25 protein-coding genes are annotated in these 19516 nt (G+C 33.9%); 10 read left to right on the forward strand and 15 right to left on the reverse strand.

Annotated features, from left to right (window positions below; genetic code table 11):
- Window positions 1–41: 41 nt before the first annotated feature.
- Window positions 42–503: a DUF4890 domain-containing protein gene (locus K7G76_RS08110; RefSeq protein ID WP_223033709.1), complete on the reverse strand. Its 462-nt coding sequence runs from the start codon at window positions 501–503 to the stop codon at window positions 42–44.
- Between the two features lie 91 nt (window positions 504–594).
- A complete protein-coding gene (locus K7G76_RS08115; RefSeq protein WP_223033710.1) occupies window positions 595–2088 on the reverse strand; it encodes a hypothetical protein in 1494 nt (497 codons plus the stop codon).
- A 155-nt stretch (window positions 2089–2243) separates the two neighbouring features.
- On the opposite strand from K7G76_RS08115, the gene K7G76_RS08120 reads away from it, so the two are divergent.
- The 7 genes from K7G76_RS08120 (at window position 2244) to K7G76_RS08150 (ending at window position 6465) form a co-directional block, all read left to right on the forward strand.
- The gene (locus K7G76_RS08120) at window positions 2244–2402 is read left to right on the forward strand and encodes a hypothetical protein (protein ID WP_223033711.1); all 159 of its coding nucleotides are present in this window, start codon (window positions 2244–2246) and stop codon (window positions 2400–2402) included.
- Between the two features lie 20 nt (window positions 2403–2422).
- The gene (locus K7G76_RS08125; protein WP_223033712.1) at window positions 2423–2869 is read left to right on the forward strand and encodes a hypothetical protein; all 447 of its coding nucleotides are present in this window, start codon (window positions 2423–2425) and stop codon (window positions 2867–2869) included.
- Between the two features lie 11 nt (window positions 2870–2880).
- Window positions 2881–3633, forward strand: a complete 753-nt coding sequence (locus K7G76_RS08130) for a ceramidase domain-containing protein (protein WP_223033713.1) — start codon at window positions 2881–2883, stop codon at window positions 3631–3633.
- A gap of 2 nt (window positions 3634–3635) precedes the next feature.
- Window positions 3636–4118: a hypothetical protein gene (locus K7G76_RS08135; protein ID WP_223033714.1), complete on the forward strand. Its 483-nt coding sequence runs from the start codon at window positions 3636–3638 to the stop codon at window positions 4116–4118.
- A gap of 130 nt (window positions 4119–4248) precedes the next feature.
- Window positions 4249–5121, forward strand: a complete 873-nt coding sequence (locus K7G76_RS08140; protein WP_223033715.1) for an alpha/beta hydrolase — start codon at window positions 4249–4251, stop codon at window positions 5119–5121.
- On the forward strand, window positions 5087–5911 hold the full coding sequence (locus K7G76_RS08145) for an alpha/beta hydrolase (protein WP_223033716.1): 825 nt from the start codon (window positions 5087–5089) through the stop codon (window positions 5909–5911). Before K7G76_RS08140 ends, K7G76_RS08145 begins: the two co-directional genes overlap by 35 nt.
- A gap of 140 nt (window positions 5912–6051) precedes the next feature.
- The gene (locus K7G76_RS08150) at window positions 6052–6465 is read left to right on the forward strand and encodes a hypothetical protein (protein WP_223033717.1); all 414 of its coding nucleotides are present in this window, start codon (window positions 6052–6054) and stop codon (window positions 6463–6465) included.
- A 78-nt stretch (window positions 6466–6543) separates the two neighbouring features.
- Here the strand turns inward: K7G76_RS08150 and K7G76_RS08155 are convergent, their stop codons facing one another.
- From K7G76_RS08155 to K7G76_RS08200, 11 genes are all read right to left on the reverse strand, one after another.
- The gene (locus K7G76_RS08155) at window positions 6544–7782 is read right to left on the reverse strand and encodes a fibronectin type III domain-containing protein (protein ID WP_255572958.1); all 1239 of its coding nucleotides are present in this window, start codon (window positions 7780–7782) and stop codon (window positions 6544–6546) included.
- A gap of 200 nt (window positions 7783–7982) precedes the next feature.
- Window positions 7983–8447, reverse strand: coding sequence for a YybH family protein (locus K7G76_RS08160; RefSeq protein WP_223033718.1), 465 nt, complete (start codon window positions 8445–8447; stop codon window positions 7983–7985).
- A 26-nt stretch (window positions 8448–8473) separates the two neighbouring features.
- Entirely contained in the window at window positions 8474–8581 is a 108-nt protein-coding gene (locus K7G76_RS15395; RefSeq protein ID WP_255572959.1) for a nickel-binding protein, read from the reverse strand.
- The gene (locus tag K7G76_RS08165; RefSeq protein WP_255572960.1) at window positions 8568–8747 is read right to left on the reverse strand and encodes a DUF4242 domain-containing protein; all 180 of its coding nucleotides are present in this window, start codon (window positions 8745–8747) and stop codon (window positions 8568–8570) included. Before K7G76_RS08165 ends, K7G76_RS15395 begins: the two co-directional genes overlap by 14 nt.
- Window positions 8748–8902: 155 nt before the next feature.
- Window positions 8903–9664, reverse strand: a complete 762-nt coding sequence (locus K7G76_RS08170; RefSeq protein WP_223033719.1) for a DUF6090 family protein — start codon at window positions 9662–9664, stop codon at window positions 8903–8905.
- Window positions 9665–9691: 27 nt separating this feature from the next.
- Window positions 9692–10234, reverse strand: a complete 543-nt coding sequence (locus tag K7G76_RS08175; RefSeq protein WP_255572961.1) for a DinB family protein — start codon at window positions 10232–10234, stop codon at window positions 9692–9694.
- A gap of 35 nt (window positions 10235–10269) precedes the next feature.
- A complete protein-coding gene (locus tag K7G76_RS08180; RefSeq protein WP_223033720.1) occupies window positions 10270–10689 on the reverse strand; it encodes a DUF3995 domain-containing protein in 420 nt (139 codons plus the stop codon).
- A 58-nt stretch (window positions 10690–10747) separates the two neighbouring features.
- On the reverse strand, window positions 10748–11305 hold the full coding sequence (locus K7G76_RS08185) for a DUF1572 family protein (RefSeq protein WP_223033721.1): 558 nt from the start codon (window positions 11303–11305) through the stop codon (window positions 10748–10750).
- Window positions 11306–11430: 125 nt separating this feature from the next.
- Window positions 11431–12639, reverse strand: a complete 1209-nt coding sequence (locus K7G76_RS08190; RefSeq protein WP_223033722.1) for a serine hydrolase domain-containing protein — start codon at window positions 12637–12639, stop codon at window positions 11431–11433.
- A 173-nt stretch (window positions 12640–12812) separates the two neighbouring features.
- Complete coding sequence (locus K7G76_RS08195; protein WP_223033723.1) at window positions 12813–13616, reverse strand: hypothetical protein; 804 nt, start codon at window positions 13614–13616, stop codon at window positions 12813–12815.
- Between the two features lie 146 nt (window positions 13617–13762).
- Window positions 13763–14326 (reverse strand): adenylate kinase family protein, encoded by a 564-nt coding sequence (locus K7G76_RS08200; RefSeq protein ID WP_223033724.1) that lies wholly within the window; start codon window positions 14324–14326, stop codon window positions 13763–13765.
- Between the two features lie 457 nt (window positions 14327–14783).
- Here K7G76_RS08200 and K7G76_RS08205 point away from each other — a divergent pair, with 457 nt between their 5' ends.
- From K7G76_RS08205 to K7G76_RS08215, 3 genes are read left to right on the forward strand one after another with little or no spacing between them, the layout of a single operon-like run.
- Complete coding sequence (locus K7G76_RS08205; protein ID WP_223033725.1) at window positions 14784–15380, forward strand: SprT-like domain-containing protein; 597 nt, start codon at window positions 14784–14786, stop codon at window positions 15378–15380.
- Between the two features lie 3 nt (window positions 15381–15383).
- Window positions 15384–16463: a mannose-1-phosphate guanylyltransferase gene (locus K7G76_RS08210; RefSeq protein WP_223033726.1), complete on the forward strand. Its 1080-nt coding sequence runs from the start codon at window positions 15384–15386 to the stop codon at window positions 16461–16463.
- Between the two features lie 6 nt (window positions 16464–16469).
- Entirely contained in the window at window positions 16470–17933 is a 1464-nt protein-coding gene (locus K7G76_RS08215) for a DUF389 domain-containing protein (RefSeq protein WP_223033727.1), read from the forward strand.
- A gap of 4 nt (window positions 17934–17937) precedes the next feature.
- On the opposite strand, the gene K7G76_RS08220 is transcribed toward K7G76_RS08215, so the two are convergent.
- Both K7G76_RS08220 and K7G76_RS08225 read right to left on the reverse strand, forming a co-directional pair.
- Window positions 17938–18705 (reverse strand): ABC transporter ATP-binding protein, encoded by a 768-nt coding sequence (locus K7G76_RS08220; RefSeq protein ID WP_223033728.1) that lies wholly within the window; start codon window positions 18703–18705, stop codon window positions 17938–17940.
- The gene (locus tag K7G76_RS08225; RefSeq protein ID WP_223033729.1) at window positions 18705–19442 is read right to left on the reverse strand and encodes an MlaE family ABC transporter permease; all 738 of its coding nucleotides are present in this window, start codon (window positions 19440–19442) and stop codon (window positions 18705–18707) included. Before K7G76_RS08225 ends, K7G76_RS08220 begins: the two co-directional genes overlap by 1 nt.
- Between the last annotated feature and the right edge of the window lie 74 nt (window positions 19443–19516).

A 19516-nucleotide genomic window follows, 5' to 3' on the forward strand; every position in this document is an offset into this window, starting at 1 on the left:
GACTGCCCTTTTTAAACTAACCAACTTAACTAACTCAAAAATTATTTTTTCTGCATCATCTTCTTCTTTTGATGACGCCCTTTTTCCATTTTTTCTTTTGCCATAGCTTCCCACTTTTCGTATTGCTCCTTATTTAAAATGTCTTTCATTTGCTTTTTCATGGCAATTTGCCGGTCTAGCATATCATTCTTCATTTTTAATTTTTCTTCTTTGGTAAGCTCCTTTTTTTCTTTGTTTTCTAAAGCTTTCTGGCGTTTTTCCATTATAGCTTTTCTGGATTTGGCATTTTCAACATTTATGGCCATTATTTGTTTTTGCTGGGCTTCCGATAAATCCAACTGTAAAGTCATTTGCTTGGTTTGAATTTCAGCAATTTCTTCAGGCGTATATTGACTAATGCGTTCTGCACGTTCCTTTTTGTCCATTTTCTGGCGATCTTTTCTTTCTTGTGAAGTAGCTTGAAGGGTGATTAGAGCTAGTGCAATTAAAACTAGTTTTTTCATGATGTATTTATGTTTTTTGTTTGTTACTTGGACTCGGTAGATTTTAAAAGGTTTAATGTTTAATTTAATTTTAACTAGAGATTAACATTTGCTATTGATTGATTAGGTCCATGGTGGTTTTGTACAGGTCGCTATTTTCCATTTTACTTTTTAGCCAAGCATAAAAGCTCATCACAAAAATGTCTTCGCATTCTGCTGCAATCCATTTGAACGATGCTTCAACTGTATTGTGAAAGCTTTTAGAGGTTACCTTTTTGGGGTTTTTGTAATAATACTCAACCAGGTTTAAAAAGGTGATGGCGCGATGTTGGTTAATTTGTTTTAAATAAGGGTAGTGTTGACGTTTAAAACTTAATATTCGTGAATCTACTAAATCTATATTTTGGAGCTCAATATGTAAGATTATTTCGGCTAGGTTCTTTTTTAGCACCCATTCTATTCCTGCTTTTTCTGTATAATAGCTATTGGTGTGATAAAATTTTGAAAAGACCGTATGGGCTTTTTTGAATTCATTTTTTTGGATATAAAACATAATGAGACTTAAGTGAATATCCAGTAGTGATTCAATGTCTACATGCTTTACTTTGGTGAAAGGGATTAATTGCTGAATGGCTTTGTCTTGTTGATTGGAGTAGTTGTAATTTAAGGCTAAAAGCAGATTGTATTTTAATTTAAAGGTATTGTAGTGTTTCTTTTTGTTTGAAAGCATTTGGGTGTGCATCTGGTCTAGATAGTGTAGCGACAGTTCAAATTTTTTGTTTCTAAATAAAGTGTTTGCTATCATGTATAGCACTTCAATATGGTAAAATAATTGCTTGCTTTGTATTTTTTGACTGGTAATGCTGTTGTAGGTTTTTATTAGAAAAGACTCAATTTTAAAATAGTCATTGGTTACAAATGCCGAAATGCTGACAATACTCATGAGTTGATAAAGCGATTTAAAAGAGAGGGAGTCGCTTAATTTAATATTATGCTCTTTTAAGGTGTTGTTTAATAGGGTTTGAAAGTCCAGTATTTCGCCTTTGTAAGTTATTTTGTTTAAGGTTTGCCTAATCTTGGCGTAAACCATGTTGAGCTCTTCTTCTATGTACTGGTTTTTCTGATTTTCCTTAAAAGTCTTTATTAGTGTTTCTAAATCAATTGATGGGTTGGTATAAGCGTATTGTATTTTGGTGTGATATATTTCATTTAGTATGTTGTAGAGGTATTGCTCTTTAGCTAATGCCTCGGCTTTATCCAGAACTTTGTAAGCTGTTTTGGGTTTATTGTGAAGTAAGAACGTTCGCGAAGCCAAAATGTATTTAATAATCTGCATCTCAACAGTATTTTCCTCTTCTAAATTCATGTTTGCAATAAAGTCTATTAGAGATTGAAAAAGACGCTTTCGGAGGGCGTGATAAGCATTGCATTTGTCGGTTTTGTAAAGTTTTAGGCAGATGTCTTTTGAGGACAATTCTTTACTGCATAAAAGCTTAAACAACTGTATGTTTTTGGCATCGCTACGCTTGTTCTTTTTTTCTAGATACAATACAAATTGCTGTCTTTCTTCAAAAGATAATGTAGAAATAATTGCTTTTATATTCATGAATATATCGTCATTATAAATGTTGTAATATTCATTAAAAATAATATAAAATATATAAAATCGAAAAAATATATCGTCATTAATTGTGGTTATTTGTTTTTCATCTTTTTATAAGTGTTGGCAATTTTGTGATGTAATCATCAAAGTAAACTATTATGAAACGAGTTATTAAAACCACATTGCTTATTCTATTTTGTTTTGTGTTGATCACTCAACTCGAAACTATTTATAGCCATTTAGTAAAAGCCTATGGCAATAGTATTGACTATTTGGCCAATAACACAATGGACAGTAACCTTATTCTTGGTTATTAATGCGGCTTAAGAAATTAAATATGGCTTTTATAATTACAACGGCAGTTTCTGTTGTTGTTTTTGTATATCTGGTTTTTATAGGTTACGATGAGATAAAAACGTTTAAGGATGTGATAAAAATTATGGCATCCATTTTGTTTCCAATCCCCTTATTATTTTTTGTGCGATTTATAGTAATCGAGCATTTTATGCCCCAAAATACAGATGCTTATAAAGCGAAAAACCAAAAACCAGCAACATTTCTATTAATTATAACTGTAGTAGTTGGTGTTATCATTATGCAGCTTTTAGAATGGACTACCGGAAATCAGTTAGAGGATAATTTAATTTTCGCCCATCTTATCAATTCAACGGCAATTAGTAGTTATGTGCTCAATTTTATTTTATATAACAATTTAAAGGCCAATGGAATTTTGAGTGGTGTATTGCTGGCCCTTGCTATACACGTCTTCTTTTTGTCAGTTTAATTCAATAGAAAATGGTCCGATTTAAACATTTATATACTATTTTAACTGCTATAGGCTTGGTGCTAATATTGGTTTTTGTCTTTAATCCCATTCAACAAAATCAAACGTATCATGCTTTTTGTGATAGTAACGAGCATTTTGGGATACCAAATTTCTGGAACGTAATTACCAATCTCCCATTTTTGATTATTGGGTGTTTTGGACTTTTAAAAAATCGTACAATACAGCAAAACAAACTGCAGTATTTGACCTTTTTTGTAGGTATTGTATTGGTATCAATAGGTTCAGCCTATTATCATATAAACCCTTCAGATAAAAGTTTGGTATGGGATAGGTTACCAATGACATTTGTGTTTATGGCATTGGTGTCAATTGTAATAAGCGATTTTTTTAATCAAAGAACCGGTAACATGTTGTTGATTCCATTGCTGGTATTGGGAATAACATCCATTCTTGTCTGGAATTTTACAGGAGACCTAAGGCTATATGCCTTTTTACAGTTTTATCCTATGCTTGCTATTCCCATTATTCTGTTATGTAACAAGTCTAAAATTTGCATTAATCTTAAATATTGGATGCTGCTATTATTTTATGGTGTTGCTAAAGGCTTAGAGTATTTTGATTGCTCAATTTATAAGCTGTCTAACGGCGTTAGTGGTCATGCCTTAAAGCATATGTTTTCAGCAATAGGTCTATTGGTGTTTATAATGTTAATACGCAAAACATATAAATCAAAACAAAGTTTAATCATCAAAAATAAATAATTATGAAATCAATGTTTAGTAATACAACAGTCAGAAGTAATTCAGGAAAACGTGAATTACTGTTTACATTTCAATCTATTATCGTAACTGGATTACTGGCCTTTACGGCTATCGCTTTTTTTGCTTATAACGATCTGTCAATAGTAAAAGGAATTAAAGTCATTTTTGCACCCTTTTTATCTGTAGTTCCCTTGCTTTTTGTGCTCTCTATTTTAAGGGATTTACGAAACGGGTTTGTTGAAGGTAACTATAGCAAACATGAGATTATTAAGTTCTGCATTATCACATTGGTCATTACGGCCACTTTTACTGGAATAACGTTTTTGCTTTCAAAAATTGATGCTTTAGAAATTTTATTGGCCGCTATTATGGCTATTCTATGTGCCATTTTCTTTTTAAAAAGCAAGATTAAAGATATTCTGGGAATGAGTATTGTTACTGGTATTGCAGAAGGCATCATCGTATACATGATTTTCTTGTTTTGATGATTGGTTAATTAACCCAAAACCTCGTAATGTTACCATTACGAGGTTTTAAATTGAAAGCCTTCAAAAAATCATAATCCATTTGAACTCAACCTTTTTTTATATCTTGTAAAGACATATTTCCTTTAAAATGGCATATTGGTGGTCTGTTGTAATAATAGTAGTTATAGCTTATATAGCTATAAGTGTGGCATTGTATTTTTTACAGGACTATATGCTTTTTAAGCCCGAAAAATTACCCAAGGATTTTCAGTTTTACTACGAAAACCAAGATACCGAGGAGTTTAATATGGAAACTCGAGATGGCGCCCAACTTAACGGTGTATTATTTAAAACCAAACAAAATCCGCGAGGTGTTGTTCTGTACTTAAAAGGAAATTCCAAAAGTATAAAGGGTTGGGGCAAGTTTGCTGTTGACTTTACCAGACATGGTTTTAATGTGTTTATGGTAGACTACAGAGGTTTTGGAAAGAGTACAGGAAGACGATCCCAAAAAGCTATTAAACGTGATTTACAAGTCATTTACAATAAATTAAAGGAGCTGGTGCCAGAAAAGTATATTATCCTTTACGGTCGTTCATTAGGATCGGGTTTTGCCACCAAACTAGCGTCTATGAACCATCCGCGAATGCTTATTCTTGATGCCCCTTATTATAGTTTGACCAAGGTTACGGCACGGTATGCTCCATTTATGCCACTGTCCTTATTAATGAAATATCCTTTGCCAACTTACAAATGGTTAAAATATGTGCAATGTCCAATTCATATTATACATGGTACAAACGATAAGTTAATTCCATACAAAACAGGCGTTAGGTTGTCAAAAATTAACCCGACTCTAACCAAGCTTCATACGGTTATAGGTGGCGGACATAAGAACCTAAATAATTTTGAGTCCTATCACTTTATGTTGGACGATATTCTCAATTCCAAGCCCAAAGAAATAGATTTAGAAACTACCAGTATTCATGTCATCCATACCTCAAAAAAAACAAAACACTAGACTTAAAAAAATCCTATTATTGGTTTTAGGATTGTACCTTGTAATGGGTTTTGTCCTATGCCTGTTTCAAGAGCGATTAATTTTTTTACCAACAGTTTTAAACCAGGATTACCAGTATCAGTTCCATCATGATTTTGAGGAGGTGTTTTTAAATACAGATAATGAATCGGTTATTAATGCTGTACATTTTAAAGTAGATCAGCCAAAGGGTGTTATATTGTATTTTCATGGTAATGCAGGTGATTTAAGTCGATGGGGTAATATCGCTCAATATTTTACAGATTATAACTACGATGTTTTCGTTATAGATTATAGAACGTACGGAAAGAGTACAGGGGCTTTAAACGAAAAGGCGCTTTATCATGATGCGCAGTTTTGTTATAATTATTTAAAAAACCAGTATAGAGAATCTGATATCGTTCTGTATGGTCGGTCTTTAGGAACAGGGATTGCAACTTATGTGGCTTCAAAAAACAATCCCAAAAAAATAATTTTGGAAACACCTTACTACAGTTTAGCTGATGTGGCTCAAAAGCGTTTCCCTATTTTTCCTGTAAAACCATTGCTGTCGTATACCTTTCCATCCTATAGTTTTATTGCTAGTTTAAAGTGTCCTGTTTTAATTGTTCATGGTACAGAAGATCGCATTGTGCCTATTTCTTCTGGAAAAAAACTCTATAAGGCCTCAAATATTAAAAATGCTATTTTTATTAAAGTCGATGGTGCCAATCATCATAATTTAGTTGACTTCCCAGAATACCACCAAGCCATTAAAAGTTACTTGCATTAGATATTAAAATTCTTAACGTTTGGGCATATTACTCTTAAATAAAATATAAAGTATTGATTTTTAATGTTAAAGATTTCAAAAGGAGTGTAACTATATGCTAAAAAATGAGTCACTTCAATAAACAATTAAATCTTTACCAAATGAAACTAGTAACTTTAGTAAGCAGTTTGATACTTGCAGCAAGTATGACTGTGTCGGACAACGTAATTGAAGAACCGGATGATAGCACATCAGGTAATTTATTAACTGTAACAGCTGAAGAAGAGGCCCACCTTGAAAGCCTTTTATTTCACAATCCAGATGTTAAACCAATAGCCATTGATGCTATTAAGGTAATAGAGTTAGAAGAAGAGTTGACGTTTGATTTTAACACTCAAGATTATTTACCAGAAAATTTTAATCCGCTTAAAGGAAAGCATGATTTAGACTGGAGTAAAATTGAGCTTATTGAATTAGAAGAAGAGTTGACTTTTAATTTTAATGTTAAGGACTATTTGCCTAAACACTTTAACCCTCATGCATGCATTAAAACCAAAATGGTATGCAGTAAATAATCTGTTATGATGACTATTGAAAATTAAAAGCCAGTGACTTGAAAAAATCACTGGCTTTAGTGTTTGAATTAGTATCGTTTAAAGCGAATTTAAGTATTCGTAAATTAAAGCATAACCTTCATTATGTACCATAGATGTTCCTATAAGTGGCATGCTAAACCCTTCATTGTAATTTCGCATACGGTTATCAATACTAGAACTTCTTTCAAGAATATAAGATTCTGCAAAAGGTGTTTCGTAAGTTAAACGTAATTGTGATTGGAATTCACAAAAACCACCAACTTGATGACAATGCGCGCAATTAATATCAAAATACGCACGAGCACGTTCTTCCAAAGTATAATTAACATCATCTGACCAATCTGGCAAGGTAGCTACAGTTGAAGGATCTGTTAAGTTTCCTAAATGACCAGCATTAATAAAATCTTGTAGTTGATTGTTGAAATTCATAGTGCGTAATTTTGGGCCAATAGGAGTCACTTGGCTTGCATTACTGTGGCAGTCAAAACATTGTTGTGCACTTGGAATTACATAATCTACATTTTGTGTTGTGCCATTGGCATCAATATAATCTACTAAAACGTGGCTTGAGGTATCGTCTAAAACCGCATCGGTTTGGTCGTTGTTCCATTTGTAATTACCCAATTGCCAATTCCCTTCAATTTTAATTAATACACGCGTTTCAATAATATATTTACCTTGTGAGGCATCGCGCTCGTCATTTAAATAATAGAACGACTTGGTAATAACCGTATTATCTGGAAAATCAGGAAAACCATCATCTATATAATCCATAGTGGTTTCTGGAGGTAAGGCTATTAAACGCTGTTTATGGGCATAATCGGTAAATAGTGGTGTGTTTAAATCGTATTCAAATACGTAAGGACTTGGATTTAAATCACTCATGTTACCTTGATAAATATACATATCAGATAAGTTGGTTGTGAATTGGGGTACAACAAGCGGTGCTGCCGTTGTAAAACTTTCAGCATCTGTATACATACTGGTATTGGTTGCAGAGCAGTTGGTTCTTACATAAACATCGTAAGTTGTGTTAGCATCTAAACTCGATAAATCAGCTGAATTGTCACTAACATCAGCAGATGTTCCAGTTCCTAATGTAAATCCAGAAACGCCATATTCAATAGTGTAAGAGGTGGAACTGTTGTTGTCCCAATCTATAGTGGCACTATTAAAGGTAATGTTGTTTGCGGATACGTTTTGAGGTTTGCCACATTGCGCTACAATAACATCGTCATCGTTTGAACAAGAAAACACAAATAGCGCAGCTAAAGCGATAAAAAATAGATTCTTCATTTTAGATTTGATTAAGCTGCCGTGAAAATAATAATTTTTGTTAAAAACGAGACAAAAAAATGGGTAAAAAACTGATTAACAAGAGTGTCAGTGTTTAATGTTGCTGGTTTTTGGTAAGAAAAGGTTTGTATTATTATGGCTTAACTTATTGTTTTTCTCATGTTTTGAATGATTAAGGGTTTAATCCACTTTATTATACTTTACTCTTTGTCTAACCCTGAGTGCCAAGTATCCACGCAGATTTTCCAGGAGCCATTTTCTTGTTTTCTCCAAGTGGCAATATAAACGCCTCGATTATGGGTGCTGTCTTTGGTTTCTCTATTGATAAAATATTCATTGTAATCACCAATAGTAACAACCTGATTGTTGCTGATTATCATTTCGGGCTTGCCAAAACTTTCAAGACCAACCGAATGTGTTTTTAAGTAATTGTTCCATTCGTTTTTTTGTTTTTCCATACCTCTTAACAAATCTCCAGAAGGCGTGACTCTTACAAAGTCATTTTCAAAATATTTAAAAAATTCATCAGTGCCTTCGCCATAGGAAATGTACATGTTATTGTAAGTAGTTAAAATGTTATTCCTTATGTCGGTCTCACTTTCTTTCTTTTCAGCACAATTGGTTATCAAAAAAATAATTAAAACTAATAAAGGTGAATTTTTCATAAATAAATTATTTTGGCTTGCAATATTTATTCTGAAGTAGTAGGATCAATAATTGTCGATACTTTACTCACCGAATTTGCAGGGAATCCTCCTTGTTTGGCATGCTCTCGAACCATTTCTTCATTTGGTGCCACATAAAATACAATATATTTTGTTGTCGGTTACATAGCTGTGTACCCACTGGATTTGAGACCCCATTTTTGCGAGTACACCACACGAGGTTTGTGAGATAGCTTTTAATTGATCTTCTGTTAGTTTTCCAGCATCTGGAATTTCTCTTTCTATTACATATTTAGGCATAACAGTATTAGTTTAGTTCCTACTCGTATGGCTTTTCGGTCTCGCCCTGTTTTTTTAGTGGTCTCTAGTCTCCACATTATAAAATAACCATTCCTAAAATACAACTTTTAAAACTAGTAAAGCATTAGTGGTTAAATTACTTCAGTTTTAAATTGTCAATGATGTAATTCCGTTTCAATTAAATTTAATGTTTCCTCAATACTTAATTTGAGTTCCTTGTAATAGTATTCATTTAAGTATTTACCAGTTAAATAAAATGTAGAGATTAGATTGTCAAATTCTTGATTATTCAAAAGCTCGAAGTTGCTGTTGTTTGTATTTCCAGGCTTTAATCCGTAGTTAATATAATCAGTGTCAGAAAAACCATTTCTAAAATTCCCTTTTGCATATACAATATTTAAAAGCTTATATCTTAAAATGGAATGTTCTTCTTCTTGGAAACGCACTTTAAGCAGAATGCCATCCCATGAAGATAATTTTGATCGCAATGCTTTGTTTCTAATAACTTCTAATTTTCCAGCGTTCAATAGACCATTTAATACACCCGGACTGGGTCTATACTGAATTTCACCTAAAATAGCGTAGAATAATAGTCTGTTGAATTCGGAATTTGATAAAATTGTTGAGTCCGATGTTTCATGATTGGCAATTTTTAAAGCATTATCAAGATTTAGTTGATTTTTGCCCATTACTCTATTCACTTCATTGAAGTTATTCGTAAACTCAATTTTTAGCTCATTTAAGTAGTGCTTTTCCGTTTGTAGTCTTTTCCTGCCTTCGTTCCAATTATTTACCTGTAATGCCAATAAAATACCAATCATTACCAAAACAATTTCCCCAATGGCGTATTTTAAATACTTTCCAGTTTTACCATCTTTTAGAAGATTGCGGCGAATTTGTTTAAAGAATTTTATCATAATAGCATTTTACGTATCATTTTGCAGCTATTGGTATAGTACATATCTTGGTGGCTTTAGCCCATTTAGTCGCATATAAACAAGCATTTGTCCTCTATGGTGTGTTATATGGTCGGCAAGTAATAATAAAACTTGTCTTTTTGTTCTGTCCAACCCAAAATAATCCAATCGCTCTTCAAGTTTTTTGGTATCGAAATTAGAAATAAATGTTATGGTTTTGTCAAATGTTTCGGTAATTGTGGCAATCATTTCGGTTTTAGTTTTGTTGTCAACCTTAAGCTCGGTATCGGTATTCCAATCTCTGGCTTCGCGACCACCCATTAGGGATTGACTGTGCCAATCCATTGCCCATCCAATATGCATTAAATTTTCTGCAAAACTCATGGATTCTGGAGTGGCTTTAAAAGTGTATTTATCCTCTGGCATGGTTTCGGCCACAAGAATTAAATACCTTTTAGAGTTTTCCAATCGTTCTAAATAGTCCTTAATAAAGTTGCCGTCTTGCGCTAAAAGTGGTGATGTAAATAAAGCGAATAGTGTTGTGAATATTAGAATGGTTTGGTGTTTCATTGTATTCATTTTTATAAATGTTATCATGGGATTTTTTATTGTGTGAGTTGAATTATAATGCCACATATGGCTATTGTCAGGCATAAAGGCGAGAATAGTTTAGTATCCCATTTGCTGAATTCTGTTTCTTTTATTTGCTTAAAAAAACCAACATATTTAAACTCGCCAATGGCGCGTAGCAAGAAAATTGCTGGAATTATCCAACTGCCATAAGTCATTATCCGTACAGGCAGGTTAAAATTTATAAGTCCAGACTTAATGAGATAAAAAAAACCAAAAGCTGTCAGCCCAATACCAACTATTGCACTATCTGCCTTTTTGGGATTTAACACTTTTTCTCCGTTTAATTTTGTGGGTAAGGATTCTGAAAACCCAAATTTGCCACCAATTACCCAATTAAAATGAATAAACCCGAGTCCAATTAATATAACGCTTAATAAAACAGATAGAATCATAACATTAAAAATAAGTATAAATATTTACAATAAATCATTATTAAATGCAGTAGTTTGGTTATTTTAAATCATCAGAAAAATGGCCTTTATGTCTCCCTTTTGAGAACTTTTTAGTATTAAATTCAGTTGATTTTCCCTTTGGAATTGTCAAACTATTCCATGTGTTGCCTTTAATCATTCTGCCTATATATACAATTTGTCCAATATGGTAAGCGTAGTGTGCTAGCTGTCTGTTTATAGCTTCAAGTATGGAGTGTTCTTGATTTCTAATATAAACTTTAGTCGCGAAGTTTTCTGTATTAATAGTATCTAGCGCATCAAACAAGCATGTCCATCCATCATCCCATTTCTCAACGAGTTCTGCTTTGGTTTTTATAACCGTTTCAAACTCCATATCTCTATTGCGCCATTCCTTTTCGCCATCTGAAGTCAAAAAATCTGTCCATCGCGATTTCATATTTCCCCATAGATGATTAACGGTTATAGCAATGGAATTGGATGCTTCGTTATACTGCCAAAAAAAGTCCTTTTCATTAAGTTGGTCAAAAGTTTTCTCTCCAACAGATTTATAATATTCAAATTGCTTTGTAATACTATTTAAATACTCGTCTTTCATTTTTTATAATGGATTAAAACGTATGTGTGTGACCTTCGTGAAAACCCAACAGGAAATTCCATCACAAACCTAAGATAGCAATTATTTATTGCCATTGTTGAGAGTAGATATTTTTATCTAATTTTTTATTCACGCATCCACATTGCTGGCCAATTATACCCTTTAGAGATAGCTCTTATGATTTCATGAATCAGAGGGAATCCGTTATCAGAGTTTGTCATAATTACAGCACCACGTCCAGTATTGGCAAAAGACACAGCATAACAAACAAATCCAGCGTTTCCGCCCGTGTGCCTAAAACGAAAAGCTTTTCCTTCGCCATCTAGGCCTATTCCAATGCCACCAGCATTTGGTACTCGGGTCATCATGGTTTTTGCTGATTCCTCACTTAATAACGTATTATCATCTCCACGATATGATTTTCCCAACGCTATCATAAAAAGTGCTAAATCTGTCGGGTTGCTCCAAAGGCCAGCTGCTGCTTTTTCAGGATAGATACGGTAGCCACCATCAATAAGATTCCCGTTTTCATCGTAACCATTGGCTGTTAATTTGTGTAGTTTTTCTGGAAGGGGATAAACAAAAGAACTGTGGCTCATCCCAATGGGATTAAGAATGAGGTCATCTGCCAGTTTAGAAAATTCTTGTCCACTTACATCTTCTATTAGCATTTGTAATACTTCCATTCCGCCACCTGAATATAATTCAGATTCTCCAGGTTTTTGAACAACACGTACGGGTTCTGAATTGGTTATCGTACTACCTTGTAAAATTTCGTTTAATGTTGGTACCGTATCTTTTTTATTGTAACCTTGAAAACCCGATGTTCCTAATCCCGAAGTATGACTCATTATCCTACTAGGGGTAACTTTTTCATCTGCGGTAAACGTATTATTTGGCACATGCCATCTTTTTAGTTTTAAATTAACATCTTCATGAAGTGAAAGTTTGCCTTTCTCAATAAGTTTAAATGCCGTAACACTTGCAATAGGTTTGGAAATCGAAGCAGCTTGAAAAATGGTGTTTTCATCCACATTCTCTGTAGTTTCTTTGTTTTTTTTGCCATAGCCTTTAGCCCAAAGTATTTGGTTATTGTCAAAAACAGCTATACTTACACCTGGCACTTTAAGATCTCTCATTCGTGTCTCTATGGTGGTCGCTAAAGGGTCGTTTTTTCCATTTTTGTCTATTCTGTGAATATTGTTTTCAATTCTATTCTGCATAGAATTTGAATTGCCTGTTGCAGAATCAACAAGTTCTTTTCTGGTATTTGATTGACATGATAAAAATGTAAATAACACTAGGGCTATTAAGCTCAAATTCATTTTGTACATAAGGAGAAGTATTTTGATTGATAGTTTTAAGAAAGACGATATCTTTTTTAAAATGTTGCAACTCCTTAAATAGCCTTATTGGTTATGGGTATTTGAGGGTTTTTGTGAGAATCCGTGGGGATTTTCCGCAAGCAAAGTCAGAAGCAATGAATTCTAGTCGGTGTTGTACACCGTTATTTATATTTTCTTTTTGCAACTAAAATTTCTTTTCCTTCAACACTTTTATACTTTTTTGTCCAAAGTCCACTTCTGTTGTATTTATACCTAAAGTATTCAAATTCGTATTTGGATGGTCCGCCAGTCATATGTATTGGAAACTCTTGTTTAGGTTCAAATTCTCGATGAATTTCTATTACATTGTTTTCGTTGTTGTATTTATAGTAAGTTGTGGCTGTTTCATTAATAGTTTTTCCGTCAAAATCTTCGTAACTACTGAATTCTGTTGTTTTTATAATATTTCCATTTTTGTCATATTCTATTAATTCCTTGTTTGGACGAAGTGTGAATTTTGACGAATCAATTCGGATTATTTTTTGAGGTTTTCCAAGATCATTGAAATTGGAATATTTTTCGATAACTCCAAATCTAAATTCCTTGCTTATTAATAATGAGTCTTTATACTCTAATATAAAATTGGATATATTATTTCTTTTTCCATCATTGATATTATAAGTGTTTATTTCACGTTCTACATTTCCAAATCGGTCGTATTCAAATTCAGTTCGATTTCGTAGTTCATTTCTCCAATAACTTTCTTGGACTGAAATAAGTCCATTGTCAAGATAATATTTAGTATTCCATTTTCCCATTTCTATGTTGTGTTCAACATAGAAGTGATAATCTTTCAATAGTTCAGTTTCACTTTTTTGAGCAAAAGAAGTATTAAAAATCAGCAAAGTTGTAATGGATGCAAGTAGGTTTTTCATAATGGTGTACAACGGACTTGTGTATGAAATGTAGCGTGCAAAAAGACACAAACTTTTCGGTTTAACACAGAGCCGAATTTTTATATTTTGTTTTTAATTTTTCTCTTTTTAAAAGCCAAATTAAAAATTTGGCGGACATTCTAAATATACACAAACCTTTGGGTTAAGCATTTATTAGCTATGTTTTATACACCGTGTTACAAGCTGGCTTTTATTCGTTCAGTTATTTCCTCGATTGTTCCAAGTCCGTCAAAAGTCAGCACTTTGATTTTTGATTTCATATATTCAATTGCAGGTCTTGTCGAGTTCTCAAAAACCTCAATTCTTTTAATATGAATTTTAGGGTCTTTGTCATCTTTTCTGTTTGATGTTTCGGCTCTTTTTTCCGCACGTTTCAAAAGTTCAGATTTCGGTACATTTATATTCAATACTTTTCCAATTTTCATTTGTTTTGAGTTCACAAGTTCAATTAGGTCATTAACTTGTGGTTCAGTTCTTGGATAACCATCTAATATGATTCCATCTTTTGAACTATTTTCATCCAATATTTGGCTGAAAAGGTCTTTCATAATTGAATCAGGAACTAAATCACCTTTTTCTTCATATTCAGACATTATTTTTCCGATTTCAGTTTCATTTTGTTTTTCTAATCGGCATCTATCTCCGGTTGATATATGTTCAAAATTAAGTTGCGTTTTTAAAATTTCGCATTGTGTTCCTTTTCCAGAATATGGTGGTCCTGTTATTATCAATATTTCCATTTATGTTGGTTTGTTCAGCTTGCTTGTAACTTGTTGTATAAACACAAATATAGCCGTTTAATCGATTTTTGCTCCGGATATGAACACTTTTTTGTATCCATTAACAGATTGTTTTGTAATTCTTTTTTTTAGCCTTTTTCATACACTTGATTTTATCTGTACCCATTTTAGGATCAAAAAATAGAGTTATATAATGATATCAGGATTTATGTATTAACCTGTATAGCTATTTTAGGACGGGTCATTGTGTATAGTTCAAGTATAGCTTAAGTATGGCTTAAGTATGGATAGTGTATGCAAAGGGTATATTATCCCAAACTTACTATTCCGGTAAATACTCCTAAAAACAGTAAAAAATGGCAGAAATGGTAATGCCAAACATAAATGGCTTGGAATACCTACAGGGTAAGGCCTTAAACACCTATAAAAAATCTCTAAAAAACACTATGTTTGTGTTATGCATAAAACCCTCCAAAACTACATACCAACACAAGCAGTTCATCAAGTTGTAGACTTGCTAAACGACGATAACCTTAGCGTAAAAATTAAAAGCGAACGTAAAACACGCCATGGCGATTATAAGCGTTTGCCTAATGGCAAACACCAAATAACCGTAAACAGCAACCTAAACAGCTATAGGTTTTTAATAACCCTTATTCACGAAATAGCCCATTTTGAAGCCTATAAAACCTACGGTAAAAACATAAAGCCACATGGTAGGGAGTGGAAGTATACCTTTCAACACCTTATGCTGCCCTTTTTAAATCCAGAGATATTTCCTGTACAGCTGTTGCCAATGCTGGCCAAGCATTTTAAAAACCCAAAAGCCAGTAGCGATACCGATACACAATTGGCCTTTGCTTTAAAGCAATTTGACGAACCTAACGATAAAACCTTTATTTTTGAATTACCATTAGGTAGCACCTTTAAATTATACAATGGGCGTGTGTTTAAAAAAGTGGGCAAACGCACCAAGCGTTTTGAATGTGTAGAGCTTTCATCAGGAAAATTGTATTTGTTTAATCCTAATGCTGAAGTAGAATTAGTAAATTAAATTATGAATAAAAACTATTATGCTATTTTAATGGCAGGAGGCGTAGGCTCTCGATTTTGGCCTGTAAGTACCCAGGATTTCCCCAAGCAGTTTCACGATATGTTGGGAACAGGCGAAACCCTTATTCAAAAAACTTTTCAGCGCTTAAGTAAGCTTATTCCAAAAGAAAACATATTTATTTTAACCAACGCACGTTACAACAATTTGGTTTTCGAGCAATTGCCAGAAGTGACCAGTAGACAAGTGGTGTTGGAACCGGCCATGCGAAATACGGCACCCTGTATATTATATGCGTCGCTAAAAATACAAAAGGAAAACCCAGATGCGGTAATGATTGTAGCACCTAGCGACCATTGGATAGAGGACGAGCAGGCCTTTACCGAAAATGTGCAACAGGCCTTTAATTTTTGCGCGCAAAATAAGGCACTTATGACCTTGGGAATTACGCCTACCTTTCCCAATACGGGCTATGGTTATATAGAGTACGATAAGGCGGTAACCGAAACCATTAAGCCAGTTAACCAGTTTAGGGAAAAACCCGATTACGAAACCGCCAAACAGTTTATAGCTCAAGGTAATTTTTTATGGAATGCCGGCATTTTTATGTGGAGCGTTAAAAGCGTAATCGAAGCTTTTAAAACCAATCAACCCAATTTGTATGCGCTGTTTGAAAAGGGCATGGCAGCTTATAATACCAATGCCGAAACGGCTTTTATTGAGGCACATTATGCCGAAGCAGAAAACATTTCGGTAGATTATGCCATTATGGAAAGTTCGCAAAATGTATACGTAATTCCTGCAACTTTTGATTGGAACGATCTGGGCACTTGGGGCAGTTTATACGATAAGTTGGACAAAGATACCGCAAATAATGCCGTAGTAAATGCCAAAACCTTAACCGAAGACGCCACGGGAAATATGATAAGGGCACCAAAAGGAAAGGTTGTGGTAGTAGACGGTATTAATGATTACATAATTGTTGATAAAGAGGAAGTTTTGCTTATCTTTCCTAAAGCTAAAGAGCAGGATATTAAAAAAGTGCTCCAAAGCGTAAAAGATAAGTTTGGTGATAATCTAGGATAGTAGTATATGGAAGAACATAAATTCAATTTCTCCGAAGACGAAGAGAAAAAAAATGCTGCAGTAGAAGAATCTAAAAAAGCGGTTCAAAAAGACGCCAAGGGCTTGGTGCAAAACATCAGGAAGTTTTTAATAGAGCTTCTGGATTTTCGTGAAGATACCGATCGCGATGAAACCATCGAGGCTATTAAAAAAGACATCTCATTTAAAGGTGCTACCGCATGGATTTTGGTCTGTTCTATTTTTGTGGCTTCCATTGGGTTAAATGCCAATTCAACTGCTGTGGTTATCGGTGCCATGTTAATTTCACCCTTAATGGGACCTATTTTAGGTATCGGATTATCGGTAGCGGTTAATGATATTGATACTATGAAAAAGTCGCTAATAAATTTAGCCACTATGATAGTGTTGAGTTTATTAACGGCGTTTTTATTCTTTTGGCTCTTTCCTTTAAGTGAAGAAACCTCTGAACTGTTTGCGCGTACTCGGCCTGATATTCGTGATGTACTTATAGCCTTTTTTGGTGGTTCGGCATTAATAATAGCCAAAACTAAAAAAGGAACCATAGCTTCTGTAATCTTTGGTGTGGCTATTGCCACGGCTTTGATGCCGCCTTTATGTACTGCAGGTTATGGCTTGGCTAAAGGAAATTGGCAGTTCTTTCTTGGTGCCATGTATTTGTTTACCATAAATACCATTTTTATTGCTTTGGCAACTTTTATTGTTTTAAAGGCACTACGGTTTCCTATGTTAAAATATGCTAACTCTAAAAAGCGTAAGCGCATTGCCAGAATAGCATCCGTATTGGCTATTGTGGTTATGGTGCCGGCTATGTGGACTTTTTACAATGTGCTACAAGAGAGTCGGTTTTATGTTGATGCTAGAAGTTATGTGGATAATGAGTTTAGTGCCTTACCACAATTTGAGTACATTAAAAAGAACATGAACTACGATTATAACGATGGCGATTCCTTTATAGCTTTTAATACCTACGGTTTGGACGAAATTCCTGAATCCACCATAGAGTTGTTAAAAAGTAAACGTAGTGCTTATCCTGCCTTGGCAAATACACGAGTCGTTTTTAACCAGAATAGGCCAGATGAGGAGTTTGATAATTTAAAGTATATGGAACGCTTGCGCTATCGCGACTCATTGGATTTGGTTAACCAATCTGAAAAAATATTGTTTTTAGAAAATCGTGTAAAGACCTTATCGGTTTTAGAAGAACATGCTATTCCATTCAATCAGGTGGCTAGAGAAGCCCAAATAAACTACGAAGCTTTAGAGAGCTTTGGCTATGCCAGTGAAATATCATCTAATTTTAAAAAGACCGATACTTTGGCTGTCTTTACAGTAAAGTGGGACAAGTCCAAAATAAAAAAACGCGACATTACAAAAGAAGAAGATAAGTTAGGACGTTGGTTAAAAACCAAATTGCAATTAGATACGTTGGTGGTAAGACGTGATAATTAAGGTTTTATTGGCGCTCCTCTAAATACATTTGACGTACTTTTTTAAACAACTCTGAAGAATATACAAAATCGGTAACCGCTTCGTTGTCGGTTTTAAAAATAGTTTGGTTAGAGCCTTCCCAAGCTTTATGGCCATCTTTTAAAAACACAATTTTTTCGCCAATTTCCATTACCGAGTTCATATCATGCGAGTTGATAATAGTGGTTATATTGTATTCGTCTGTTATTTCTTGAATCAGGTTGTCTATTACTATGGCTGTTTTGGGGTCTAATCCAGAATTAGGCTCATCGCAAAATAAATATTTAGGATTGTTCACAATGGCTCGAGCAATAGCAACTCGTTTTTGCATACCGCCAGAGGCTTCACTTGGCATTTTATTGTGGGCTTCAAAAAGATTAACACGGTTTAAAACAAAGTCTACACGATCTTGCATTTCACTTTTGCTTTGTTTGGTAAACATGCGCAAGGGGAACATCACATTTTCGGCAATGGTCATCGAGTCAAATAAGGCACTGCCTTGAAATACCATGCCCATTTCGGCTCGCAAGTCACGCTTTTCATCATCGCTTAAGTTAGCATATATTTTTCCATCGTATGAAATAGTACCTTTTTCAGGATGAAAAAGACCTAACAGGCATTTTAGAAATACCGTTTTACCAGAACCACTTTGTCCAATAACCAAACTGGTTTTGCCTTTTTCAAAAACAGTGGAAATACCCTTTAAAATATGGGCTTCTCCAAACGACTTATGCAAATCTTTAACTTCTATCATTAGCTCAACATCAATTGGGTTAATAAATAATTTAAAAGAATAATCATAACACTGGTCCAAACAAACGATGTGGTACTGGCTTTACCAACTTCCAAGGCTCCACCTTTCATAAAGTAACCGTAATAGGACGGGATTGTAGCCAATAAAAAGGCAAAAACAAAGGTTTTAACAAAGGCATACGTAATATGAAAAGTGTTAAAATCCATTTGAACACCGGTAATATAATCTTCCAAGGTGCTAAACCCACCATAAATACAGGCGGCCATACCACCTAAAATACCCAAAAACATCGCTATGGAAATAACAAAGGGATAAAGCATCATGGCAATAAACTTAGGAAACACCAAATAGTTTATGGCATTAATACCCATGACTTCAAGGGCGTCAATCTGTTCGGTTACACGCATAGTTCCAATACTGGATGTAATAAACGAACCGACCTTACCAGCCATAATAATAGAAATAAAGGTGGGAGCAAATTCTAATACTACCGATTGCCTTGTGGCAAAACCTACCAGATATTTTGGGATAAGTGGGTTGTCAATATTAAGTGCTGTTTGTATGGTAACGACACCGCCAACAAAAAAGGATATAAAGGCTACAATACCAAGTGACCCAAAAATTAAATCGTCAATATCTTTAAAGATTAATGTTTTCATGACCGACCATTTGGTTGGCTTACGAAACATTTCTTTAATCATTAAAAAATAAGTACCAATATTATAGAGGTAAGTCATAGAGAAATTTATTAATGCTAAAATAAAAAACTAAAATGTATTTAACTGTAATTTTAAATAGGGATATCTAAAAA

The organism is Hanstruepera marina (genome assembly GCF_019880635.1).
GTDB lineage: Bacteria > Bacteroidota > Bacteroidia > Flavobacteriales > Flavobacteriaceae > Hanstruepera > Hanstruepera marina.

Excerpts from the sequence above, each read along its gene's own strand:
- K7G76_RS08190 (WP_223033722.1), bottom strand. The coding sequence starts at position 12,639 with ATGTACAAAATGAATTTGAGCTTAATAGCCCTAGTGTTATTTACATTT.
- K7G76_RS08225 (WP_223033729.1), bottom strand. The coding sequence starts at position 19,442 with ATGACTTACCTCTATAATATTGGTACTTATTTTTTAATGATTAAAGAA.
- K7G76_RS08175 (WP_255572961.1), bottom strand. The coding sequence starts at position 10,234 with ATGAAACACCAAACCATTCTAATATTCACAACACTATTCGCTTTATTT.
- K7G76_RS08210 (WP_223033726.1), top strand. The coding sequence starts at position 15,384 with ATGAATAAAAACTATTATGCTATTTTAATGGCAGGAGGCGTAGGCTCT.
- K7G76_RS08215 (WP_223033727.1), top strand. The coding sequence starts at position 16,470 with ATGGAAGAACATAAATTCAATTTCTCCGAAGACGAAGAGAAAAAAAAT.
- K7G76_RS08170 (WP_223033719.1), bottom strand. The coding sequence starts at position 9,664 with ATGATAAAATTCTTTAAACAAATTCGCCGCAATCTTCTAAAAGATGGT.
- K7G76_RS08125 (WP_223033712.1), top strand. The coding sequence starts at position 2,423 with ATGGCTTTTATAATTACAACGGCAGTTTCTGTTGTTGTTTTTGTATAT.
- K7G76_RS08180 (WP_223033720.1), bottom strand. The coding sequence starts at position 10,689 with ATGATTCTATCTGTTTTATTAAGCGTTATATTAATTGGACTCGGGTTT.
- K7G76_RS08130 (WP_223033713.1), top strand. The coding sequence starts at position 2,881 with ATGGTCCGATTTAAACATTTATATACTATTTTAACTGCTATAGGCTTG.
- K7G76_RS08150 (WP_223033717.1), top strand. The coding sequence starts at position 6,052 with ATGAAACTAGTAACTTTAGTAAGCAGTTTGATACTTGCAGCAAGTATG.
- K7G76_RS08155 (WP_255572958.1), bottom strand. The coding sequence starts at position 7,782 with ATGAAGAATCTATTTTTTATCGCTTTAGCTGCGCTATTTGTGTTTTCT.
- K7G76_RS08110 (WP_223033709.1), bottom strand. The coding sequence starts at position 503 with ATGAAAAAACTAGTTTTAATTGCACTAGCTCTAATCACCCTTCAAGCT.
- K7G76_RS08120 (WP_223033711.1), top strand. The coding sequence starts at position 2,244 with ATGAAACGAGTTATTAAAACCACATTGCTTATTCTATTTTGTTTTGTG.
- K7G76_RS08200 (WP_223033724.1), bottom strand. The coding sequence starts at position 14,326 with ATGGAAATATTGATAATAACAGGACCACCATATTCTGGAAAAGGAACA.
- K7G76_RS08115 (WP_223033710.1), bottom strand. The coding sequence starts at position 2,088 with ATGAATATAAAAGCAATTATTTCTACATTATCTTTTGAAGAAAGACAG.
- K7G76_RS08165 (WP_255572960.1), bottom strand. The coding sequence starts at position 8,747 with ATGCCTAAATATGTAATAGAAAGAGAAATTCCAGATGCTGGAAAACTA.
- K7G76_RS08145 (WP_223033716.1), top strand. The coding sequence starts at position 5,087 with ATGTCATCCATACCTCAAAAAAAACAAAACACTAGACTTAAAAAAATC.
- K7G76_RS08135 (WP_223033714.1), top strand. The coding sequence starts at position 3,636 with ATGAAATCAATGTTTAGTAATACAACAGTCAGAAGTAATTCAGGAAAA.
- K7G76_RS08205 (WP_223033725.1), top strand. The coding sequence starts at position 14,784 with ATGCATAAAACCCTCCAAAACTACATACCAACACAAGCAGTTCATCAA.
- K7G76_RS08220 (WP_223033728.1), bottom strand. The coding sequence starts at position 18,705 with ATGATAGAAGTTAAAGATTTGCATAAGTCGTTTGGAGAAGCCCATATT.
- K7G76_RS08160 (WP_223033718.1), bottom strand. The coding sequence starts at position 8,447 with ATGAAAAATTCACCTTTATTAGTTTTAATTATTTTTTTGATAACCAAT.
- K7G76_RS08185 (WP_223033721.1), bottom strand. The coding sequence starts at position 11,305 with ATGAAAGACGAGTATTTAAATAGTATTACAAAGCAATTTGAATATTAT.
- K7G76_RS08140 (WP_223033715.1), top strand. The coding sequence starts at position 4,249 with ATGGCATATTGGTGGTCTGTTGTAATAATAGTAGTTATAGCTTATATA.